The 22,665-nt window shown below is 35.8% G+C and carries 10 protein-coding genes; 3 read left to right on the top strand and 7 right to left on the bottom strand.

The window, feature by feature from the left end; genetic code table 11:
* Positions 1-26: 26 nt before the first annotated feature.
* From UABHE_RS14950 to ddpX, 7 genes are all read right to left on the bottom strand, one after another.
* Positions 27-1,214, bottom strand: coding sequence for a nucleotide sugar dehydrogenase (locus UABHE_RS14950; RefSeq protein WP_372371137.1), 1,188 nt, complete (start codon positions 1,212-1,214; stop codon positions 27-29).
* A gap of 10 nt (positions 1,215-1,224) precedes the next feature.
* Positions 1,225-1,635 carry a bis(5'-nucleosyl)-tetraphosphatase gene (locus UABHE_RS14945; protein WP_372371136.1) on the bottom strand — a complete coding sequence of 137 codons (411 nt, stop codon included), beginning with the start codon at positions 1,633-1,635 and terminating at the stop codon, positions 1,225-1,227.
* A gap of 32 nt (positions 1,636-1,667) precedes the next feature.
* Positions 1,668-6,770, bottom strand: a complete 5,103-nt coding sequence (locus tag UABHE_RS14940; RefSeq protein ID WP_372371135.1) for a protein kinase — start codon at positions 6,768-6,770, stop codon at positions 1,668-1,670.
* Between the two features lie 26 nt (positions 6,771-6,796).
* On the bottom strand, positions 6,797-8,065 hold the full coding sequence (locus UABHE_RS14935; protein WP_372371134.1) for an NAD(P)/FAD-dependent oxidoreductase: 1,269 nt from the start codon (positions 8,063-8,065) through the stop codon (positions 6,797-6,799).
* A gap of 80 nt (positions 8,066-8,145) precedes the next feature.
* Positions 8,146-9,579 carry a CehA/McbA family metallohydrolase gene (locus UABHE_RS14930; RefSeq protein ID WP_372371133.1) on the bottom strand — a complete coding sequence of 478 codons (1,434 nt, stop codon included), beginning with the start codon at positions 9,577-9,579 and terminating at the stop codon, positions 8,146-8,148.
* A 118-nt stretch (positions 9,580-9,697) separates the two neighbouring features.
* Complete coding sequence (locus tag UABHE_RS14925; protein ID WP_372371132.1) at positions 9,698-11,125, bottom strand: hypothetical protein; 1,428 nt, start codon at positions 11,123-11,125, stop codon at positions 9,698-9,700.
* A gap of 26 nt (positions 11,126-11,151) precedes the next feature.
* Positions 11,152-11,826 carry a D-alanyl-D-alanine dipeptidase gene (gene ddpX, locus UABHE_RS14920; protein WP_372371131.1) on the bottom strand — a complete coding sequence of 225 codons (675 nt, stop codon included), beginning with the start codon at positions 11,824-11,826 and terminating at the stop codon, positions 11,152-11,154.
* Positions 11,827-12,319: 493 nt separating this feature from the next.
* Here ddpX and UABHE_RS14915 point away from each other — a divergent pair, with 493 nt between their 5' ends.
* The 3 genes from UABHE_RS14915 to UABHE_RS14905 all read left to right on the top strand — a co-directional run bounded on the left by UABHE_RS14915 (position 12,320) and on the right by UABHE_RS14905 (position 22,628).
* A complete protein-coding gene (locus tag UABHE_RS14915) occupies positions 12,320-14,773 on the top strand; it encodes a hypothetical protein (RefSeq protein WP_372371130.1) in 2,454 nt (817 codons plus the stop codon).
* Positions 14,774-14,872: 99 nt separating this feature from the next.
* On the top strand, positions 14,873-17,326 hold the full coding sequence (locus tag UABHE_RS14910) for a hypothetical protein (RefSeq protein ID WP_372371129.1): 2,454 nt from the start codon (positions 14,873-14,875) through the stop codon (positions 17,324-17,326).
* A 145-nt stretch (positions 17,327-17,471) separates the two neighbouring features.
* Positions 17,472-22,628, top strand: a complete 5,157-nt coding sequence (locus UABHE_RS14905) for a protein kinase (protein WP_372371128.1) — start codon at positions 17,472-17,474, stop codon at positions 22,626-22,628.
* Positions 22,629-22,665: the final 37 nt, after the last annotated feature.

The raw sequence follows: 22,665 nt of genomic DNA, 5'->3' as shown, positions 1-22,665 counted from the left end.
AATCTATGTTAAAATATTGCAAACTATTAAACAACGGAACCATTTCCCCAGAAATTCCAAATATCCACAACAATTTTGCCTTTTGGAATTGTAATAGTTTTGTACTGCGTATGTGGAACGCCAAGAATCACGATATCGCTTTGAGAGATAAGAGTATCGTGGTCAACAAATTTTTCATCCTCAATATAAGAATCACTGCACAAAACGCATTTACTTTCAAACATTAGAATTTTTTTTAATTTATAGGACAGCGATTCGCGCTTGTCATCAATATTGGCCTTAAATGCCATCCCTAGAATACCAGCGGTCATAGAATGTAGTGGATGTTTCTCTTTGAGCTTGCTGACAATATAGTTTGGCAAACCTTCATTGATTAACATAGCACTATGCCCTAAGAAAAAATTATTATTGTTGAAAGCAGCCAATTGCATAGAGTCTTTAAATAAACAAGGTCCTGCTGCAAAACCAGGTGATGCAAAATCTTCGGCACGTTTATAGTTGTACGTCATTGCATGTAATATGCGATAAAAATCTACGTTATGGTTGTTAGCAATCATAAAAAATTGATTTGATGTCGCGAATTTAATATAGCGCCACACATTGGTAAAAAGTTTAGAAAGTTCTGCTTCAATTGGTTCTAAACAGATAATATCGTCTGTAAGCAATTGAAATAATTCGCGACAACGCTCCAGCCCTTTATCTGAAAAAGAGGAAATAATTTGCGGCAATTTTTGCAACTCTTCCATTGCGTAGCCTTCAGCTATTCGTTCAGGGCAAAAAGCGACATCCACCTTCTTCCCATATTGATGAAACCAATTTTTTACTTTTTCTGTGGTTCCAGGATAAACGGTACTACGTAAAACGATAAGTTGCTCATCGTGAAAATAGTCTAAGTAATCGTGAATAAGTTTTATAATTGGATCTAATTCTGGATTAAGGTGCTGGTCGACGGGCGTACCAATAATAACAATTACAGTATTCGTTTCTTTAATTACTTTCGGGTCATATGACAAAAATAGTTGGCGATTAATTACTTCTTTTAGAATTTCTTCAGCACCATATTCGATAAATGGCATTTGACCTTTTTCAATAAGATCTCCCACTTCGCGATTTATATCAAATGCGCAAACTTTCTGTCCTTTGTTTGCAAGTGAAATAGCAAGAGGTAGACCAACATGACCAAAACCTCCAACAATAACTGTATCGTACATCATATTTGTCATCCTAATGAAGGTAATCCTCAACTTTTTCTAAGACTTTTACAATATTCTTTTCCGTAAATTTACGTTTATTCGGCCAAGGGCACCACTCAAAAGAAGGATGTTCGGTTACACAGATATCCACATCTTTTTTTAACCAACCGAGAAATATAACAACCGTTTTGTGTACTTTTCTGTTACCAAAACGCTTATAACGCGTAGTGTAATTAATATCACAAGAAAATCCATCCGCGTTAACTTGTTCTTTGGTAATGCCCGTTTCTTCTTGTAATTCGCGAAAAGCGCATTCTAAATCTGACTCGCCTAACTCTACGTGGCCTTTTGGAAAATCGTAACGATGATGATGTTTTAATAGCAAGAACTGTTGTCTCTCTCTGTGAATAATTAGAAATCCACAGCTTTTCACTTTTTTCATGGAAAGGTCTTTTCATTTGCAAAGTAACTTATTTACCAAATTTTCAAATGACTGTAGTGTTTTTTTATACCTAGTGTACTATCCGCAAACCGTCCAAAAAATTTGCGAACTTCTTGTCTTGGGTTTAGTTGCAAATTGTTCCAATTGTTCTTTTGCTTTGGAAAATTTACTATTTCAATTTGCGACTCCCTTGTTAAGAGAGCTGCAATGCCTTGATGTGGTAGAAAAGAAATTTTGGCATATCTCCCAGGATAAGTATTTATTTTTCTTATTTTTGTGATGTCCCAAAAATCTAGAGATTTCTCTGAAGCAACAGCCATTATTTTATTTATTGGATCATATCCTAGGTAAGAGACAAATAATCCTTGTTCAGCATTTATTGTTTGTGGCTCTTCTTTGTTTATATTAATGATACGTATGCTATTGAAGTGAGCTACTATTAGGTATTCTCCAGCGTATTGTACAGATAAAATGTTTTCGGGAATACTATATGTTTTTATGTAATTTTTATTTTTTATATCCCATATTTTAATCTCTTGATTTTTCCTGTGAATAAGTGCTAAAAGTTTACGATCGCTGCTTATTGAATATCCAGTAAAAGGAAAATTCATTTCTGTATTTTGTTCAAAATTGCGAGTAACTACTTTTTTGGGTAATTGCAGAATTATTTCGCTCTCAGAGAGAAAAGAGACATGCCTAGCTATTTTTCGATTGTTGTACTCTTTTATTTGTTGTTTGGATACCAAATCAATCAAACTTAGAAAATTAAAATTCTCTATCGTGATATATTCATCACTTTGCGGACGAATCGCTGCTATTTTTTCGGCTATTTTTTTTGTTAGAATCTTAGTTCCGTTGTTGATATTCCATTTGTTAAGTGTATTGTTGGCAACAGTTGTTAGTTGGTTTTCTTGGCAAAGTATATGTTGTATTTCGTCGTTATGCTCAAATTCATGCTCTATTTTTTTACTATTAAGATTCCATACAACAACATTATTATCTTTACCTACCACTATAAGCCTCTTTTTTGAAGGAAATAAAAGTTTTTTGATTTGCCTTTTATCACCTTTTATTTTTTTTTCTTCCAAGGTTTTATAATTCAGAATAACGATTTTCTCTTTTTGCGATAAAGCCACAAAATCACCTAAAGCAACTATATGCAGTGGTAAATTTTCATACTTCTTGATCTCAATCATTTTTTTTGTGTGGGTATCAAATATTTTAAGTATTCCTTTTGTGGTGAGCAAAATAAATTGTCCGTTAAAGTTGAAAGCAGCAACATAAATACTAGAATTGCGAATAATAAAAGAAGATGTTTTGTTATGTATGTTATGAATAGTTATTTTTTGTAAATCGCGAACAACAATTTTTTTATCATCACCACTCCAGTAAACATCAACGAGAAACTTAGTAATCACAATTTTGTAGATAACTTCTTTTGTTTTTATATTCCATATTTCAAGTATCTCGCCGTTGACAACTGCAGCATACAAACCGCTGTTACTAAAAGAAATATACTGATGTAAATCACCAAAACGCTTTGTGTAAATAAGGCGATTTTTTTCTTGAGAAATTTCATTCTTAAATACAAGAAATCTTTTATTTTGTGATAAAGTTGCAATTTTTTCTTGGGGAGAAAAAGCGACTTGTGTTTCTGTGCTTTGATCATTCCAAACTTGCTTGCTGGTTTCTGTTTCTATTATAGAAGTATCTTTGTTGGTAAAAGTCGCTGTATATTTTCCAGACAGGCTAAATGATACTTTGCTTAGTTCTTCTGAAAAGCGTGTTGTTGTTTCTTGTTTGTGCCAGTCATAGATTTGTAGTCCACCTTGATGAATAAGTAGTTTGTTGACAGAAACAAGTTTTATATTCTTCACTTTTTTACTTGCTTTTAAAATGCGTATAGGTTTTTGTAAAAATAATTCGCGGAATTTAATATACCCTTTAGAGTTAGCCGTAATCAAGTATCTATTATCATTGCTAAGAGCAATTGCCGATATTGGCATATGTTCTGTATAAGATTGTATATGTTCGCCGGTAAGTGCATTGTAGATTTTTATTTTCTTGCCTTTGTCTAATATCGCAACAAAATATTGGCTATCTTTGCCAACAACAAAGTTTTCCATTTGAGTAACACTTAAACTATGTTTTGTTTGCTTTTTTTGCTGCAAATCATAAATAAATACATTATTCGATGTAGCATAAATAAGTTTTGATTTATCTTGAAAATGAAGAGCTAATATAAATATATTAGAATATATCTCATTGTTGAGGATAATTGTGTCTACACATTTACCAGAAGCTACATCCCAAATTTTAATTTCACTATTATGAGAAGAAGCCAATAAAGAACCATCATTATTGAATAATAAAAAACCAGTATAATCTTTTTCTGTTTCTAAAATGCGATGGGTTTTTTCGCGCAGATTCCAAATGATAATGGCTTTATCTTCACTGGAGGCAACAAGGTTATCCTCTGGATGAAAAGTCACATAATAAGGAGATGTTGAATGCCCACTGAGTGTTTGTATGTTTTTATTTTTTTTATTCCAAACGTAAACATTTGTATCTTCCGACAGGCAAACGACAGACTCTCCATTATTACTAAACCGGGCGTCAAAAACTCTATTTAGATCAAGTGTTTGAATCTTTTTTCTTTTTTGACTTTCGTAAATTTCAACGATTCCTTCTTTTACATGAAGAAAATGTTTTCCTGAAGGATCAAAATCCAAACTATATACACCATTTGGTAACAAAGAAGAGGAAAATTTTGTTGAAATGTCCCATTGTTGCTGTGGAATACCTTCATTAAATACCAGTAAATCGTTTTTTTGAGGATGGAATATTGCTCTTACATTTTCTATATCTTTAGTTATTTTAATACGCGTATTGATATTCCACACACTAGTTTTTTCAAAAATTTGATCATCAAAGCCTCTTCGTGTACAACAAAGCAAACTTCCGTCGAAATTAAAACCTACATATGTTGGCTCGCCTGCTATTTTTATTTCTTGGTGAGATTCTTGTTGTAAGTCCCAAATATAGATTACCTGTTTGCATGCAATTGCCAGTCTATTTTTTTTAAGATGATATGCTGATGCTTGTGGTTCGTGAACAATTTTTTTTGCGATCTTTTTTTGGGTAGCCAAATCTTGTATAACCACTTGTTGTTCTGAAATTATCGCCAGTGCAGTATCATTTAAAACAAACTCCAATTGTAAATTTTGTGCTTTGTTGTTAATTTTATGGATAACTTTTTTTTGCAACGTATCCCATATATGAATATTTCCATCAGCATACAGCACAGCTAATTTCGAACTTTTTTTAGCAAAGCGTAGACTAAGAACTCGCTGATAATAGCTAAAATGATAAAACGTCTTTTTATTGTTTAGCGAAGAAACAGTGATTTGATTTTCACTGTTTTTGGGTGTTGTGTAAGCAATATAATTGTTGTCGTAGGAAATCGCTAGGTGTGTAGTATCGCTGTTATTGATAAAGCGACGGATTTTTCCACTATGAGCATCCCAAATAGCAAGACCTGTTCCATAGGAAATAATTGAATTACCGTCGTTAGTATAAGCTGCATTTGAAAAAGTATAGAGTTGTTGCTTCTTCCAGATAAGACCAGCATATTGCATTGATAGTTTAAGGTAATGATTTAGATCTTTTTTAAGAGCTAGATCACTAGTCGCAGAAAAGTCTCGAATAAAGTGTAAACCTTCACCAGCAAGTACCCCGCATGAATTCCATTCTTTTCTCTTGAAAGCTTCTTTTGCTTTCGCTAGTGCAATTTCCGCTAGCTGTCTTTTTGCTTGCCTTGCTTCCATAGTTCTTTGTATTTCTTGTTTTTCTGCTTTTTTCCAAGAAAAAAAAGAAAAAATGCCTGCCGAACTCACAGAGAGAATCATAAAGCTACAAAGAGAAACAATTACGTAGTGACGTGCCATGAATTTTCGGAGTTGTGTCCAACGAGTGATTGGACGAGCGCTAACAGGGCGGTTCATTAAAAAATTTTGAAGGTCTTGTATTAAAAGTAACATATCGCTGTAACGCTTATTGGGATTTTTTTCTAAGCACTTCATACATATAGCTTCTAAATCCACAGGAACATCAGGATTGAGTGTGCGCATCGGCATTGGTTCTAAATGTAAAACTTGATGCAATATATTGTAGTAAGATTCTCCTTGGAATGGAGGACGGCCAGTTAGAATTTCGTAAAGAGTTGCTCCTAGAGCGTAAACATCAGCACGAAGATCTACGTTATTTCCGTGAATTTGTTCCACCGGCATATAAGCAGGTGTCCCCATTGCATCACCTGTTCTTGATAAACCGTCCTCGCTATGAGTAATTTTTGCCAAACCAAAATCCATAAGGACAGGCTCGTGATTTATATTGATCATTATATTACTTGGTTTTATATCGCGATGAATAATACCATTTTTATGTGCGTAGGATAAAGCCTTTGCTATTTTTGTAATAAGATTTATTTTATGAGGAATGCCAATATTATTTTTCTCACTAAAGATTTTAAGAGTCGTTCCTTCTATAAAATCCATAGTAAAAAAGTTTTGACCATTTTGATTAGCTATATCATGAATAGCTATAATATTGGGATGATGAAGCTGAGCAATCGCTTTTGCTTCGCGTAAAAATCGCTCGTTTTTTGACGCGTTGTCTTGAGAAAGTAGGGTTTTTAGCGCTACAATACGCTCAAGGTGAGTATCATAGCTCTTATATACTTTCCCCATCCCTCCTTGCCCTAGTTTTTCAATTATTTTATAGCGACTAAAAGAAGGTTCTTCACTTTCTTTGACTTTTGTTTCTATATCAAAAATAGTAACATCAGAAGAGAAACCACCGCTTTCAGCGAAAGCTTTATTGAAGCTAATTTTTTTTAATGTTTTTTGTGCATGTTTGTCGTTGGGGTTCATTACCAAAGCTAGCTTCAAGTCTTCAATAGCTTTTTTACTCTCTTGTAGTTTTATCCATATCATTGCTCGACGTGTATAAAAAGAACTTTTTTTTTCGACTTCAATCATGTCGTTAAGAGTTTCTAGAGCCATGTACCAATCATGGCTTGCAATGTATTCATCGCGTTTTTGACGTAAACTTTTAAGACGTTTCTTTTTTTCCATGTCGCACCTACTTTACATAAGATATGTTACAATGCTATTGAAGCAATTGCTTTACCACAAACCCATCCACTACTCCACGCCCACTGAAAATTGTAACCACCAATATCTCCGTGAACGTTTACTATCTCGCCTACAGCATATAACCTTGGGTAATTTTTCATTTCCATTGTTTTTAAATTTAATTGACTAAAAGGTATTCCTCCGCTGGTTATTTCTGCTTTTTTGTATCCAAGAGTACCTGTTATATTAAATTGTTGTTCGAATACATTTTTTAATACATTTTTACGCTGTATCTTTGTCATTTGTCCAGCAGTTTGTTCTATTGGACAGCTCATCGATGTTAGTGTTTCTGCTAAACGTCGCTGAAAAAATTTGCCCAAAACGTTCACTATTTTTGTGTTATGTGGCAATTGCATTAAATCTTGTTCAAAAACGGTTCTTTGGTGGTCGGGCAAAAAATTAGCATACAACTTAATATTAGGATTGTTGCAGGCAAAATTATGACTGACATTTAAAATCCCTGGACCACTTAAACCAAAATGAGTGAATAATAGTGAATTACACTCTTCTTGAATAACTTTTTGTTGTTTTTTTACTTGGAGATTACATTGAAGAGACAGACCTTTAAGCTTATGAAAAAGTCGATTATCTGTTTTTAGAGGAGTTAGAGCAGGAATGTCTTTTTCTATTTGCACCCCCATTTTTACAAGCTTTGGCCACAATTTCCCATCACTTCCCGTATGAGGATAAGAAAACCCTCCACTAGCAAGAACAAGGTTTTCACATGAATATTCTTTATCTCCAGCGATCACTTTCCAAATCCCATTTTCTTCAGCAAAAAAGTCTTCCACAATAACAGGAAATTTTATTTTGATATTGAGCGTATCCAGCTTCTTCAGGAGAGCGTTTAGTACGCTTTGAGCTTTATTATCAACAGGAAAGTATTTAAACCATGGTTTTTCTATCTTAGTTTTTACACCTTGCGATTCAAAAAAATCAATAACTTTTTGTGGAGGAAATTGTTTGATAATTTTTTTTATAGCATTTTTAGATTCACCATAAAATTTTTGGTATTGCAGTTCAGCATTGGTAATATTACAACGCCCACCACCCGACATTAATATTTTTAAGCCTATGCGTGGTGTAGCATTTAGAATAAGTACATCTTTAGCTCCATGACTTCCTGCCGCAATTCCCGTCATCATCCCTGCAGCTCCAGCACCAATAATAATTGTTTTATATTTCATTTTTGTTCCAACTGCGTGAGTAATTCCTACAGTAAAAAAAAAAGCCATTCACGCGTTAGGTTTTCCTATGCGAAATGGCTTTGGTATTGTTCTACTAAAATCTCAAATTGAATATTTAGTTAGTAAAACTATTCAGTAATCCAGATAGGTGAAGAAAGAGCCAAATCTCCGTCTTCTTGAGTAACTAGTACATAATAATACTCAGTCGGCTGCGCCTCTACCTGTAATTTTAATTTTGGAGCGCTGTTTTTTACTTCATAGGTTTTAATAATCTCACCCATTCGGTATACATCTACACGCTTGAAGTTTTCACGATCTTCATCAGAAAGACTAATTTCAAGATCTTTTACACCGCTACGCAAAGTTGAACCCATCTCTGCACTGTTCATGCGGAAACTCAGTTTTAGGTTGCGATCTTCTGTGGCATATGTTCTTCGTGCGCGATAAGCATCAAGAATACCTTCTCTTGTAAGTTCTTTCGCCCAAACAGCGACAAGGAAATCATTGCGCATTCCCCAGTCTTTATCGTGATTATCTTGTCCACCTAGTACACCTAAACGCCAGCCTTTTTTATTAGCGTCATCTAGATAGTTATTCTCACCAGAGTAACCTTTGTTGAAAAAATAATGGGTGATACCTTTTGATTTACTGAACATCTCTAGGCCCACTATTTGATCTACTGCATATGAACGTAACTTAAAATGATCGAACTCTAGACCTAAGTGGTCACGACCAGGGTGATTAAAACGAGCAATAAGTTCAGGATGCTTAGAGATCCAACGACACATGTCTTTTACACGTATTTCTTCTACACAACTAGTAATATCATCTGCATGAGTAACAGTGATATGTCCTAGAAGAGGCGAAGACCATTCAAAACCGTGCAGTGCTACAAATCTACCATCTTCATTGTATTTAGCAGCAGTATCCTTGATCTTTTGCCATTTATTGTCCCATGGCCACAATGTCAAGATTTCAGAGTGATCAGAAATACTAAAGAAATCTATTTTAGCTTCATCACGCGCCATTGTGTATGCTTCGTCAGGAGTACCTTTTCCATCTGAAAAAGAAGTATGTCCGTGTAAATTTCCATAATACACATTGTAATCTTCATTATGTATTTCAACAGGGAAATTTTGGCGTTCAGCTACTACTTCAACTTCTTCCTCTTCGCGACGAGGTTCCCACATAGGAACGACATCTAAGTTAAGATTGCGAACTGTATCTAGGTTTTTTTCTATTGACGCATATGTCAAAGAACCTTCTTTTTTGCATAATAATAATGCTAAAAGCTGACTGCGAGAAATACGAACGAAACATTTATCATCACAATGATCGCCCTTCATCAGTCTTTCAATACTTCGCAATTCATACATTGTCGGATTTTTTCCAAGGATTTGTTGGAAAAGAGCCACAACATACTGATCATTGTGTAATGTTTGTGAACGAGCACCATTATCAAGTGACTCGATGATTTGTTGCATTTCTTGTTTTACATTTGCTTCGTCAGCAAAAAGAGTAACTGAAAGCACCAAAAATAAATATAGAGCGCTTTTAAACATACTCTGCCTCCAAAATTGGTTATTAAAATTTCTTTGAAATTTTGATTAAGGACACGTCCTTATAATCTATTATCTATATAATAACAATAAACATCAATAAAACGCAATAGTTTCTTGACTAAGTGGATTCTCTACTATCATCGACCAATGTTTGCACTTCTGTATTTCTCTGCCAATTATAACGTTCACACACCATTACTACAGCAGTTACAAATAGAAACATCGTAAATATTTCTACCGATGTCGCGATCTCTCCTGCGTCCACTTGTTGTCCTTGTTGAAAGATTAGGTTAGGTAGAAAATATATATCATAAAAGTGGCTTAAGGTGTACTCTGATTTTCCCCAAGACCATATCATATATGGAACATCTTCTTTGCGCATTATCAACATTATACAAGTGTTAATAATCGACAAAGCGAAACTCAAATAAACAACTAGGCACGTTATTTTATGAGCATTATTGATAAATACTTGTAATAGAATTGCGAGAATAAAAATGGCAACGAGTGAATATCTTCCTGGCGGACAAAATCCTCCCCACCACACAGGGTGAAGTAGATTGATTCCCTGAGTTAGTAAAAATATGCACAGTAGTGGTATTTTATTAGGTATTGAACGCAAAAAAACCAAAGCCGTAATAGAAAAAAAATAGAACGGCGCGTAAACAAACAAACCCTTGCTTGTATCAAGTAACGTTCCGATGACACTGTAAGGAATTATACTAATATCGAGATAATTTTCTCCCTTCCACGCCGCAAGTGGGAAAAAACTCTCAAAACGATAGTAAAAAGACACAAATAAAAGAATAGCGCTAATTACAGCAGCCGCTGTTATTCTCGCAAATTGAGCTAACATCTGTCCCTTGTGTACTTTCATTTGACATCCATAGTACAAATAAAGAAAAACAGTTACTGGTACATACTTAATGTGCAACCAAGGTAAAAAACTAAGAATAAACCCTAACCATAGAAAATGACCCACATTTATAGTCATTACGTCTTGAATTTTACGATAGCTGTATAGAATAACAAGTGCTGCAACAAGGTCAGAAAAAATCTGCGCACTATAAAAATACATTGGAGCTGACAATCCTACCGCAATAGAGACAAGAAAAGCTGATTGCTTACCATAACGCCGCAACAATAAATACATATTAATTATTGTTAAATAGCCCAATAAGTTCATAAACAACAACATTATAATTCGAGGAAAGGGCGTTGTTGAAGCCAGCCTAAGAACAGGGGCCAAAAGTAGCGGTAAACCGATCTCATGCCGCGAATAAATTTTATCTGAATTCGTTTGCGGCGTAGCATGAAATTTTATATTTTTAGAATTATGTACAAAAAAATACTCATCGAGTTGCGCAAAACTATTATTGTGCAAATTACTGTCAAAGTCGAATGCTAAGCTGTAAGCTATCAACAAATAATGCGGTTCATCTCCCCAAACAGGACTGTCACTAACACATATCGTTAGAATAAGATATGAAATTATCAAAATCAAAGATAGCACAAGTAAATCTTTGGTTAAAAATTTTTTTATCATTTTGATTCCTAATGTAGACTTCCTATTTAATTCTTCATTTTGATGTTAATTTTGACTTTTGTTTTTAGCTGTACTTTTTCAAGAGGTATATCAAGAAGTGGGTAATCACGCCAACCTTTGTAATCAAAATGCCACCACTCTGTACGAATGGGAGAAAAACCCTCTGCTTCCATAACTTCGCGCAACAATTCACTGTTATTTTTTTCCTCTTGCGGAAGATCAGGGTTATCACGGTGTGCTTTTTTCGAAAAATCATCAAATCCTGTAGGCATCTTTAATTCTTTGCCTGTTTTTAAATCACACAAAGTCAAATCGACAGCGCAACCTCTATTGTGACGACTTCCATTTTTGGGATTAGCCACATAACGCGAATCAGGAAGTACTTTCCACAATAACTTTTGACAAGAATGAGGCCTGTATCCATCGTAAATTTTAATCACAAGTCCCTTTTCTTTTAATTTTTTATTAACGCGAACAAGAGCATAAGCTGCGTCTCTAGCTAATAAACAACGCGCCACCTTGTATATTTGCGTTTTTGTGATGTTATTTGTCGTAGCATAACGGATATCAAGGAGTATTGTTTTATCGAGCTGACATACATCAACTAATTGTATTTTGTCATTTTGCTTTTTTATAATCGTAGGTTGTTTTTGTGCATAAGCACTTGCAATCAATACTACTATGAATAAAGTGATTCGCATAATTGTATCCTTAAATATTTTTATTGAACTAGCTAGTCTCCATTATAAAACCTAAATGTTGACACACTAGTAAAATATTCTCTTGATCTTAAAAATCTATTGCCTTTGTCTCAATAAAGACTACCCTCAAAAACGCGGACAAAAAAATAAGATAAGGCAAAAATAACAAGAGATTCTTTCAAGGATCCACACCAAAACAAGTACGCTCTATCTACATTCAAAATAATGGTACTCGATAATACAAATATTATTGGTCGCTCTTGTCAGTTGAGTACAATAAAAACCTTGCGAAAATTAATATAATCGAATATTATCGTATGTGTTATAACTGTTTATGTTTAGGCGACTACCAAACATCTACAAAAAAAGTTTTTTATATAGGAATGATTTCTCGTTTAGAGTGCACTACTACAATAATGCGAGTGTTAAATCTCTACGCAATACTAATATTTAAATTTAAGTGAGTCATTAATATGGAAACAGGAGTTCTCGTATGAAATTAACCGTATGGATTTGCCAACTTTCTTTGCTTGCTCTCATCGGATGCGGTGGTGGCGGTGGAGGTGGTGGAGAAGGTGTCGAAGCTGGAATTCCATCGCAAAGTGGCACTATTCAAATCTCAGAAGATGATCAGTTTGTATTTGCTGTAAATAAAATAGATAGTGCTGAAGCAGGTACACGCTTTGATCGCTTGTCTGACCTAAATGGTTCTCTTACTATTATTGATGTCGCCAATGACGCAAATATAAAAGATAACGAAGTAACTGTAGGTAAAGATCCGCGAAGCGTGTCAGTCAATGTTGACCGCACAACCGCTTTTGTCAGTAATGGTCAAGATGGTACGGTATCAGTAATTGATTTAACTGTTGACCCTCCTGCTGTTGTTGTAGACATTGCCGTTGGATCTGAACCTAGAGGAACAGCTCTAACGCCAAATGGTCGTAAACTTTATGTAGCGAACTATGGGGATGGCAGCGTTTCAGTTATAAATACAGCAAACAACGCTGTTATTCGCACTATTGAGTTAGAATTTTTTGGTAATGCAGAAGATCCGTTCATTTTAGCAAACCCCAATGCCATTAGCATTACCAATGATGGTGATGGCGACGACGATGATGAAACTGTTCTAGTTGCTGATTTTTTTGCACGCGGGCGACAAGATCTTGCCGTAGATGCGCGCGAAGGGTTTGATGATGGCAAAGAAGGACTTGTTGCTGTTATTGAGTCTGGCACTGATATCATCACAACCGTTGTACAACTTTCTCCAGTTGACAATACTGGCTTTACCGCTGACCGTACCGCTTTTAATGGGACAGTCTTCGCCGGAAACAACAATGCCAATCAAGGCGCATTTTTTAATCAACTAAATCAAATTATTTTTCGTACCGGAACAACACGGGTTTATATCCCAACTATTGCAGCAAGCCCTGAACCTCCTACTCAATTTGATGTCAACACTCAAGCTCTTGTTGCAGTAATGGAGCTTGGTAGCAATACCGAAGTAGCTGCGGAACATTTCAACGTTAATGATAAAGTTCAAAATGAAGCTGCACCTGTTCCACCTTTTGATGAAGGCAACGTTTTTAGGTTAGACAGAGCTTTTTCAGGAGATACTGCGGCGATGGCTATTAACGCTGAGAAAGTACTTTTTGTTAGTCGTTCGGGAGCTTTTGTGACGCGCGGATTTTTTATTGGCGACGAAGTAAACTTTGAAAATCCAGCTATTCGCATTCCCGTAGGTAATATGCCCAATGGTATTGTTATGAACAGCGACGGAACTAGAGCATATGTAAATTCCGAAGTTGCAGCGACAACTACAGTCATTAACCTTGACGATGATAGTGTTTTAGATACCGTAGAAAACGCCGACTTGCCTCTAGCAAACACTACAGAACATCAAATCCTCATTGGTAAACTTGCTTTCCATACTGGAATGGGACTTGCTGCAAACGATTTACTTGACGATAATGTGCGCGATATTGACACGCACCGCTTTCGCAATATCGCATCAAATAGTAACTGGAGTTCTTGTGCAACATGCCATCCTGATGGACTTAGTGATGGTGTTACCTGGATATTTGGTACTGGCCCAAGACAAAGTATTCCTTTAGATGGTAGCTTTAGCTTTGTTGATCCTGACAATGATCGTCGCTCTCTAAACTGGAATGCTATTCGCGGAAGTGTAACCGATTTCAATAACAATGCGCGTAATGTTCAAGGCGGCTTTGGCTTTACTCCTGATGCTTTACGGGCAGTTGACGAGAATAACGAGCCTGGACAAGTAATAGATTTTATAGAAGTTTTTAACCACGGGCCTGACGAAGATACTTTTATTAATAATCTTCAACGTCAAGGAGCTTCTGACGCTCTCGACACCATGACACTATATGTAAAAAAGGGAATTCGTACTTTTAAACGCTCTACTGATGTTGATTTAGCAGCTGCAGCACGCGGACGAACTGCTTTTGAAACTTTTTGTGTAGATTGTCACGGTGGTGATAAATGGACATCTTCGCAGATTCTGTGGGATAGACCTTTATTTGATGATGGAGGGAACCAGCTAGATGATCGCGTTATTGTTGTTGGTGACGACCGCAGTACACTTGTATTTAATGACGGAGTTGGTGGAGGCGATATTTTTATTATACAGCAAAATTTCGATACCTTTAAAGCTGACAATCCAATAGAGGTCACCTCAAATGCAGAAGCATCCTTGGGATCTGATGTTTCATTTAATCCTCCTTCACTACTAGGGGTTCGTCATACTGCTCCTTACGGGCACCATGGTCGTGCTGATACTTTGGCGGAAGTATTTTTGACTGTTGCAGAAGATGGACTTGAGCACCCAGACTTTGGGGCAAATGCAGCACAGTTACAAGATATTATTGAATTTTTAAAAACTATAGACGAAGATGAAGAACCATTTGTTATAATTCGTAATAAGTAGGCGTACCGATACTTATGTTCCTACAATTTAAACATAAGTATCGGTACGCTCTAAATAACCAAATTATAATACCTGGAAATTTTTAATCTAGGGGATGTTATGAAATATTGTATATTTTTTTATGTTTTAAGTTTTGTTTTTTTTGTGGGTTGTGGAGATGATATAGATATAAATGGACAATCTTCACAAAGCAGTACCATCCAAATCTCTAATGATGATAATTTTGTCGTCGCAATTAATAGAATAGATAGCGCAGAAGCAGCCACAGCATTTGATCGCCTTTCTGACGTCAACGGTTCTTTGTCAATTATTCGCGTTGTTAACGACGCAAATGTAAAAGTTGATGAAATTACTGTAGGAAAAGACCCTCGTAGTGTTTCTATCAATAAAGACTTCACACGGGCTTTTGTCAGTAATGGTCAAGACAATACAGTAACAGCAATTGATATTTCTGCTGTTCCTGGTGGTGGTGCTGCCGCAGTTATTGCAACGATAAATGTTGGTTCTGAACCACGCGGGACTGCACTTACTCCAAGTGGTGAAAAATTATATGTTGCGAACTATGGTGAAGGAAATATTTCGGTTATCAACACTGGAAATAACACTGTAATTCGTACTATTGAGCTAGAGTTTTTTGGCACGAACATTGATCCATTTATTCTTGCAAATCCGTATGCAATAGGTGTCAGTGACAACGGAGATGATATTGACGAAGATGAAACTCTTATCGTCGCCGACTTTTTTGGTCGACAAATAGAGCGATTACAAAAAGACACTCGCGAAGGTTTTGACAATGGTAAAGAAGGACGAATTGCTTTCATTACCGTATCCAACGACCAAATTCTTAATGTTATTTCTCTTTCGCCAGTACAAGATTCTGGTTTTACAGCAAACCGTATTCCTTTTCAACAAACGGTATTTAGAGTTTCTGGAGGAGCTAAAGGAAATGCACCACAAGGAGCTTTCTTTAACCAACTCCACACCATGACATTTCGCGATGGTACAACAAACGTTTACTTACCTTCAATTGCTGCAAGTCCCGAACCTCCTGTCAGGTTCAATGTAAATGTTCAGTCGTTAATTGGCGTTATTCAAACAGGCTCAAATGCGGAGCTCGCAAATCAACATTTTAACTTAAATGCCAAGTTTAAAAACGAAATAGAACCGACAGCTCCTTTTGATGCCGACAATGCATTTCGTCTTGACCGCGCATTTTCAGGTGATACAGTTGCCATGGCGATAAAACTTGATACCGCTTTATTTTTAAGCCGTTCAGGTGCTTTTGTTACCAAAGGTTTTTTTAATGGTGATCAAATTAATTTCGATGTACCAGCAGCATTTCGCATTCCTGTAGGAAATGTTCCGAGTGGTATTGTAATGAATAGCGATGCCACGCGCGCATTTGTAAACGCCGATGTAGACGCAACCACTACAGTAATTAACGTTGAGGAAAATGTAGTTGTTGCAACAGTTAACAATGCTGATTTACCTGCGGCTGGTTCTGATCAACATCAAATTTTAATGGGTAAATTAGCTTTCTTCACTGGTATGGGTTTACCAGCAGAAGATTTACTCAATCAAAACGTACGAGATATCGATACCCACAGATTTCGCAATGTCGCTTCCAAAGACAACTGGAGCTCTTGCGCTTCTTGCCACCCAGACGGTCTTAGTGATGGTGTTACCTGGATATTTGGTACTGGCCCAAGACAAACTATTCCACTTGACGCAAGTTTTTCATTTGTTGATCCAGAAAACGATCGCCGTGTTATGAACTGGAATGCTGTTCGCGGAAGTGTAACAGACTTCAACAACAACGCACGTAATGTTCAAGGTGGTTTTGGTTTTACTCCCGATGCACAGCGTGCTATTGACGATCAAGGGCAGCCTGGTGATGTAGAAGACTTCGATGAAGTTTTCAATCATGGTCCTGATGAAAATACACTAGTAGAAGCCTTAGGACGCGTAGGTATCTCTGATTCGTTGAATCTTATGACAATATACGCCCAAAAGGGAATTCGTACTTTCAATCGACCTACCAATTTAGACAATGCCATAGTTCTTCGCGGAAGAGATGCTTTTGAAACTTTTTGTGTAGATTGTCACAGTGGGGACAAGTGGACAACATCGCAAATTTTATGGGACACACCTTTGTTTGATATTGGTGGAAATCAATTAGATGATGATGTTGTGGTTATTGGACCAGCAAGAAGTACTCTAGAGTTCAATGGAAACGGACAAAATTTTATTATCATCAATCAAAATTTCGAAACGCTTGATCCTGGTAATCCTATAGAAGTAAGAGCAAATGCTCAACCATCTCTAGGGCAAAACGTTTCATTTAATCCACCATCACTTCTTGGTGTACGCCATACTGCTCCTTATGGACACAACGGACGTGCAGAGAACTTAGAAGATGTATTCTTACCAAGAACAGACGATGGACTTGAACACCCTACCTTTGGTGCAAACGATGCCCAAATACGCGATATCATTGAGTTTTTAAAAGCAATTGATGAAGCAGAAGCACCATTTCTTTTTAGAAACAAATAGCAGTCGCGACCATAGGTAATTCCTATGGTCGCAATCTCTTTTCTATTTTAGAATACCTCAATCCTACTCCTATCAAAATCGTATTTGTTATCACACCTAATCTAAAAAATCTACACTGAATTTGTCGTAAATCTGGAGACCTGCTTTGTCAGATAATATAAATCAAAAATTTTTACAGTATTGTTTACAAAACAAAATACTCAGTACACAACAAGTGCAAGCAATATTAAAAAATATTTCATCTGCTGATATTCAACAACCCTTATGGGAAATAGTAGGTAGACAACTTCAGCAAGATCCTGCCAAAATTGAAAACACCTATCAACAGTTTTTGAAAACTACAATTAATCTATCCGATCCCAGCAAGGACATTACTTTAGATTTTTTAGTCGTGATCAAAAAGTTATTTCTTCAAGGAATAATCTCCCTTAATGACGCAAATATTATCTTACAAAAGAAATCGGCACCGTCTATTGAGGATGTTATCAACGTTTTTGCGCGGCGTAGAATTCTATCCGTTGAACAGTGTATGGAGGTACGCGGCTATTTACAACAATTATCTTCCATGCAAAAGCAACAGTTTCTTTGCGAAGCTCCAATTCTTGCTATCCAAAATGAGCAAGTAGTTCAAAAATCCGATTTTAAAATAGCTCATTACGAGATATTAAAAGAAATAGGACGCGGTGGTATGGGAATTGTTTATTTAGCTCGCGATACGAAATTGTCGCGCACCGTCGCCCTGAAAGTAATGCCTTCGATGAATAGTGATCGCGAAGTTCAACGATTTATACGCGAAGCAAAACTTGCTGCTTCGTTGAATCATCCTAATATTATTTCTGTCTACGAGGTGGGAAATTCTCAAAAGATTTGCTATTTCACTATGGAATACATAGAAGGAATGCCCTTAAATGATTATGCGCGTAAATTTAAATTAACTCCTTTACGCGTTATGAAACTCCTATTGCCGATTGTACAAGCTGTAAATTTCGCACACAGTAAGAACATTATTCATCGCGATATAAAGCCAGGAAATATTATCGTCGACAGTAACCATAATCCGTATTTGATGGACTTTGGACTAGCAAAACACATCCGTAAAGGTGATGACTTAACTATGAGTGGTGCACGAATAGGGACACCAGCATACATGTCACCTGAACAAATCAATAGCTCTAAAAATGTGGGAAAACCGGTAGATGTTTATAGCTTAGGAATAGTACTTTATGAAATACTTGTGGGTCGAACACCTTTTACAGCGAACAACATTCAAGCGATTTTTAATGCTATTACTTCACAAGATCCAGTTCCTCCCAAAAAACTAATTAAAGATCTACCCAACGACATCAACACTATTTGTCTAAAGTGTTTACAAAAAAATGCGAAAGATCGCTACGTAAATGCAAAAGCTTTACAGCTAGACATTGAACGCTACACAAATGGGCAAACTATTAAAGCTAAGCCTGTGGGTCACATCGCTAGATTTTCACAAATTGCAGCTCGCAACAAAGTTTTGTCAACTATTATCGCCAGCTTGTTTATTTGCGTGCTTGTTTTAACATATAAACTTTTTTTAGCTCCTGGCGTTTTAAATCTGCGCACAGTGGTAAAAAACTCCCAACAGCAACTCGAACCTTTAACAGCAAATATAAAAATAGATGATAAAATATCATTTCGCAGCGGAACATCTATTAACAGTGGTTACCACAAAGTTACTTTAGCAGCGCCAAACTATGAATCCCAAGAGTTTTTTGTTCATATTCCTCCTAACCAAGAAATTAACCTAGAAAAAGAATTGCAACCGCAAACAGGTCTATTAACAATCTCTTCTAGTCTTTCAAGTTTAAACGTTGACTTAATTAACTTTGACAGCAATGAAAAGATTTCCGTTGTTGCTCCTATTTACAAATGGAAAGTAAAAACAGGTCGCTACAGGGTTATTGCCAACAAACAAAATTATTTTCCTGAAGAGCAAAAAATCAATGTCGAGAGAGATACTGAATCTAATTTGTTTATTGAACCTAAAGCAATGAAGGTATGGGAAACGCAATTATTTGAGCAACCACTATCTGATACAATGGTAATTACCGATAATGACGGTGATGGCAACAGTGAGGTTGTTTACACCGCCAAAAATGCCTCCGTAGTATCTTACAATATAAAAGAGCAACAGCGTATTTGGAAAGTACAAGGAAATAATTCTTTTTCAGTGGGTAAGGTGATAAGTGATGATATTAACGGCGATGGTATACCTGAAATTATCTACAGCCATCATTACGATTTTAAGGTAATAGATGGTAAAAGTCATAGCATGTTATTTCAAAAGCTCAACTGGTGGGGCTACAGTTTTATTACCAAAGATGTGAATAATGATCAGCGTAAAGAAATTATTACATTTTCAAGCTACAAAGGTATAGAGTGCCATGATATACACAATAACAGCATTGTATGGCGCATAGGGTATAATACACCGCGCCTAAGTAACACTGTACATCAAATATCACCCAATATGGCTCTGTTCGTTGAAAACAAGACCAATGCTATTATGTCCATTGATTTATTGTCTGGAAGTACTTCTCTTTGGTTTAGAGAGCATTCCCAAAATCCGCCCAAAATTTTTGCAAGTTCAAAGAAAGATGTAGTCGCTACATACTCTATGGAAAAAGGATTGCGCTTACATAATATTTTTAACAAGAAAATCGTTTGGTCATGGCAAAATACTTCACCTCTCACGACTTTACCTATTTGGGCAGATTTAAATCAAGACGGGAAACAAGAGCTTCTAGTTATCACCGATAAATTATATTGCTTAGATTCAAGGACAAAAAGCGTTATATGGAAAAAACCTATTGCGGCCCTGAAAATATTTACCGCTGATCTTGATTTTGATGGACTTATTGAAGTAATTGTCTACGACACAAAGAATGTTTGGGTACTTGACCATAGAGGAGAGAATCGTTGCCATTTTACTATTTCTACCACTTTAAGAAAGTGTGTATCTGTAGATATAGATAACGACGGTTATCAAGAAATATTGTGCTTGTCTGACACCGACTTATACTGTTATAGATACCATAACCTCGCAAATATAAATACTATTTCCAAGTATATTTTTGATAACGTTGAAACTATCAGCGATATTACAAATGACAATATCAAAGAATTAGTAGCAAGTACTAAAGATGGCGTTCTTTATTGTTTCAATGGAAAAAACCACGAGATATTGTGGGAAAGCAAAATAAGTAATTCCTCACTTGGCATTACCGTAATGGAAAAATCTATTATTGTCTTAAGCAACAAAGAAGTGGTTATTGTCGAAAAAAATGGTGCGATAAAAAAACGATTTTCCGCAAATAAAAAACTATCAAGACACCACAAAGCCCTACTTACAAATTTTAAAGCTGATGGTACTTACGATATTATTGTTTTATCTGCCTACAGTGGAGACATATACTGTTTCAATTACCAAGGTACGTTAGTATGGCATCAAAAAGTAGAGCGTATCTTTGCGAGCCCTCTTCTCGCAGATTTAGATGGCGACAAACAACAAGAGCTTATCGTAACTAATGGCATGCAAATGCAGGACAATGACAGTTATGTGGTATGTTTTAACGCTATTAACGGGCGCGTGAGGTGGAAAACATCTATTGTCCAACATGCAGAAGCTTCAGACATTTTACTCGTGGACATTGACCAGGATGGTAAAAACGAAATTATTGTTGGTGGAATTGCTGGAACACTTAACTGTCTAAAGAGCAACGGTCATTTATACTGGAGCCGGCGTTATGCTTGTGCGAGTTTACATGCGCCTTACATAATAGAAGACTTTGATCGCGATGGAAATGTAGAGCTTGTCGCTAAAACCAAAGATTACAGGCTCATTTGTATTGACTTACAACAAGGGAATGTCAAGTGGTTGCGACATAAAATTCATAGTGGTTTGATGAAAACAATTGGAGACTACAATAACGATGGCATTAATGACATTGTAAGCACTTCCCCTTACCACAGTTTTGTTGTTACTAGCGGTGATAATGGTACAATAATTAGGCATAATAACGCCCTAGGGCTAATACAAAAACCACTTATTGTCGATATTGATAGCGACTCACAATTAGATGTCATTTTTCTAAATACTTCAGGACATATAGTAGTATTACATGACTGGGAACATTACATTCAAAAAGTGTTAGAAGTGCCCAAATATAGAAAAACGAATCACGTAAACAAGATAAAGCATTTAAATATGCTACTGCGCAATCAAAACTACTCTATTTTGCAAAAAGACAGCTCTTATTACCAAAATCAAAGTAGCAAAACTTCGTTCGATTTTCACAGAGCTGTTGCTAATATTGCACAAAAAAAATGGCAACAAGCACAACTACTTGCGAAAAAAATATTGCAAACAACGCCAAATCATTTTTCAGCGCGATTTATACTTATGATGTGTCAATGGAGTACCGGACAAACAAAAAATGCGAAAAAAAGCATTATTTATTTATTGCAAAATTCTATTGTAAATTTTGAAAAACAATGGCAACATTATAATCATTTATTACAAAAAAATCACCGCGAGCTTATAGTTCGCTTCCTTCCTTACGCTACAAAAAAAGCAAAAACAGAAGATCATTTGTATCGCGGATATCATCACAGTATTTTCATGCAAGACTCTGAAAATATAGACAAATGGATGAAGTTAATTGTCAAGTACAGCTCAAAAAATTACGAAGGTTATGAAAACATTAGCAAGCTTTTTCGCGAAAAAACATTGAACGCTGCAGCCGCTAAAACAACTGCAATATACACATACCACGAAGCGCTTGCCGAGATTAAAAAAGGACTAAAATATCTATCTAAAGATCCGGTATTATTACAGTTTTATGGACAATATTGTTTACAAATAGATAAAAACAAAGCCTTTAGTTATTTTAGTGAATTGTTATCACTATCTCCTAATAATGCTCATGCTCTTTATTTTAAAGGAGTACAACTTTATGAACAACAACAATATCGCAAAGCCCTACCTTTTCTTCGAAAGAGTATCGATTACGAAATAGAGCTTTCGAAAAAACTCACATATGGACTATGTCTTGTTGCAGTAAATGAACGTAGTCGTGCGCAAAAGTTTTTAAATACACTTCCTGTTACAAAAAACAGTTTAGAAGAACATTTACGAAATATATTGTTGTTATTAGCAGAAAAAAAACCAATTGAAAATCATCTACACAGAATAAAAAATTACATTGTTTGGAGCCCTTCATTTACAATAAAGTGGTTAGGTGACCAAATTTTGCAATACAAGTAATATATTGTTCAACTTGAGATATTATCAAAAATGATTT

The organism is Candidatus Uabimicrobium helgolandensis (assembly GCF_041508025.1).
Classification (GTDB): Bacteria; Planctomycetota; Uabimicrobiia; order Uabimicrobiales; family Uabimicrobiaceae; genus Uabimicrobium; species Uabimicrobium helgolandensis.
Note: the sequence above shows the minus strand (reverse complement) of the source record. Positions and strands in the feature narration are given on the sequence as shown.

Excerpts from the sequence above, each read along its gene's own strand:
- UABHE_RS14910 (WP_372371129.1), top strand. The coding sequence starts at position 14,873 with ATGAAATATTGTATATTTTTTTATGTTTTAAGTTTTGTTTTTTTTGTG.
- UABHE_RS14915 (WP_372371130.1), top strand. The coding sequence starts at position 12,320 with ATGAAATTAACCGTATGGATTTGCCAACTTTCTTTGCTTGCTCTCATC.
- UABHE_RS14940 (WP_372371135.1), bottom strand. The coding sequence starts at position 6,770 with ATGGAAAAAAAGAAACGTCTTAAAAGTTTACGTCAAAAACGCGATGAA.
- UABHE_RS14925 (WP_372371132.1), bottom strand. The coding sequence starts at position 11,125 with ATGATAAAAAAATTTTTAACCAAAGATTTACTTGTGCTATCTTTGATT.
- UABHE_RS14950 (WP_372371137.1), bottom strand. The coding sequence starts at position 1,214 with ATGATGTACGATACAGTTATTGTTGGAGGTTTTGGTCATGTTGGTCTA.
- ddpX (WP_372371131.1), bottom strand. The coding sequence starts at position 11,826 with ATGCGAATCACTTTATTCATAGTAGTATTGATTGCAAGTGCTTATGCA.
- UABHE_RS14945 (WP_372371136.1), bottom strand. The coding sequence starts at position 1,635 with ATGAAAAAAGTGAAAAGCTGTGGATTTCTAATTATTCACAGAGAGAGA.
- UABHE_RS14930 (WP_372371133.1), bottom strand. The coding sequence starts at position 9,579 with ATGTTTAAAAGCGCTCTATATTTATTTTTGGTGCTTTCAGTTACTCTT.
- UABHE_RS14935 (WP_372371134.1), bottom strand. The coding sequence starts at position 8,065 with ATGGCTTTTTTTTTTACTGTAGGAATTACTCACGCAGTTGGAACAAAA.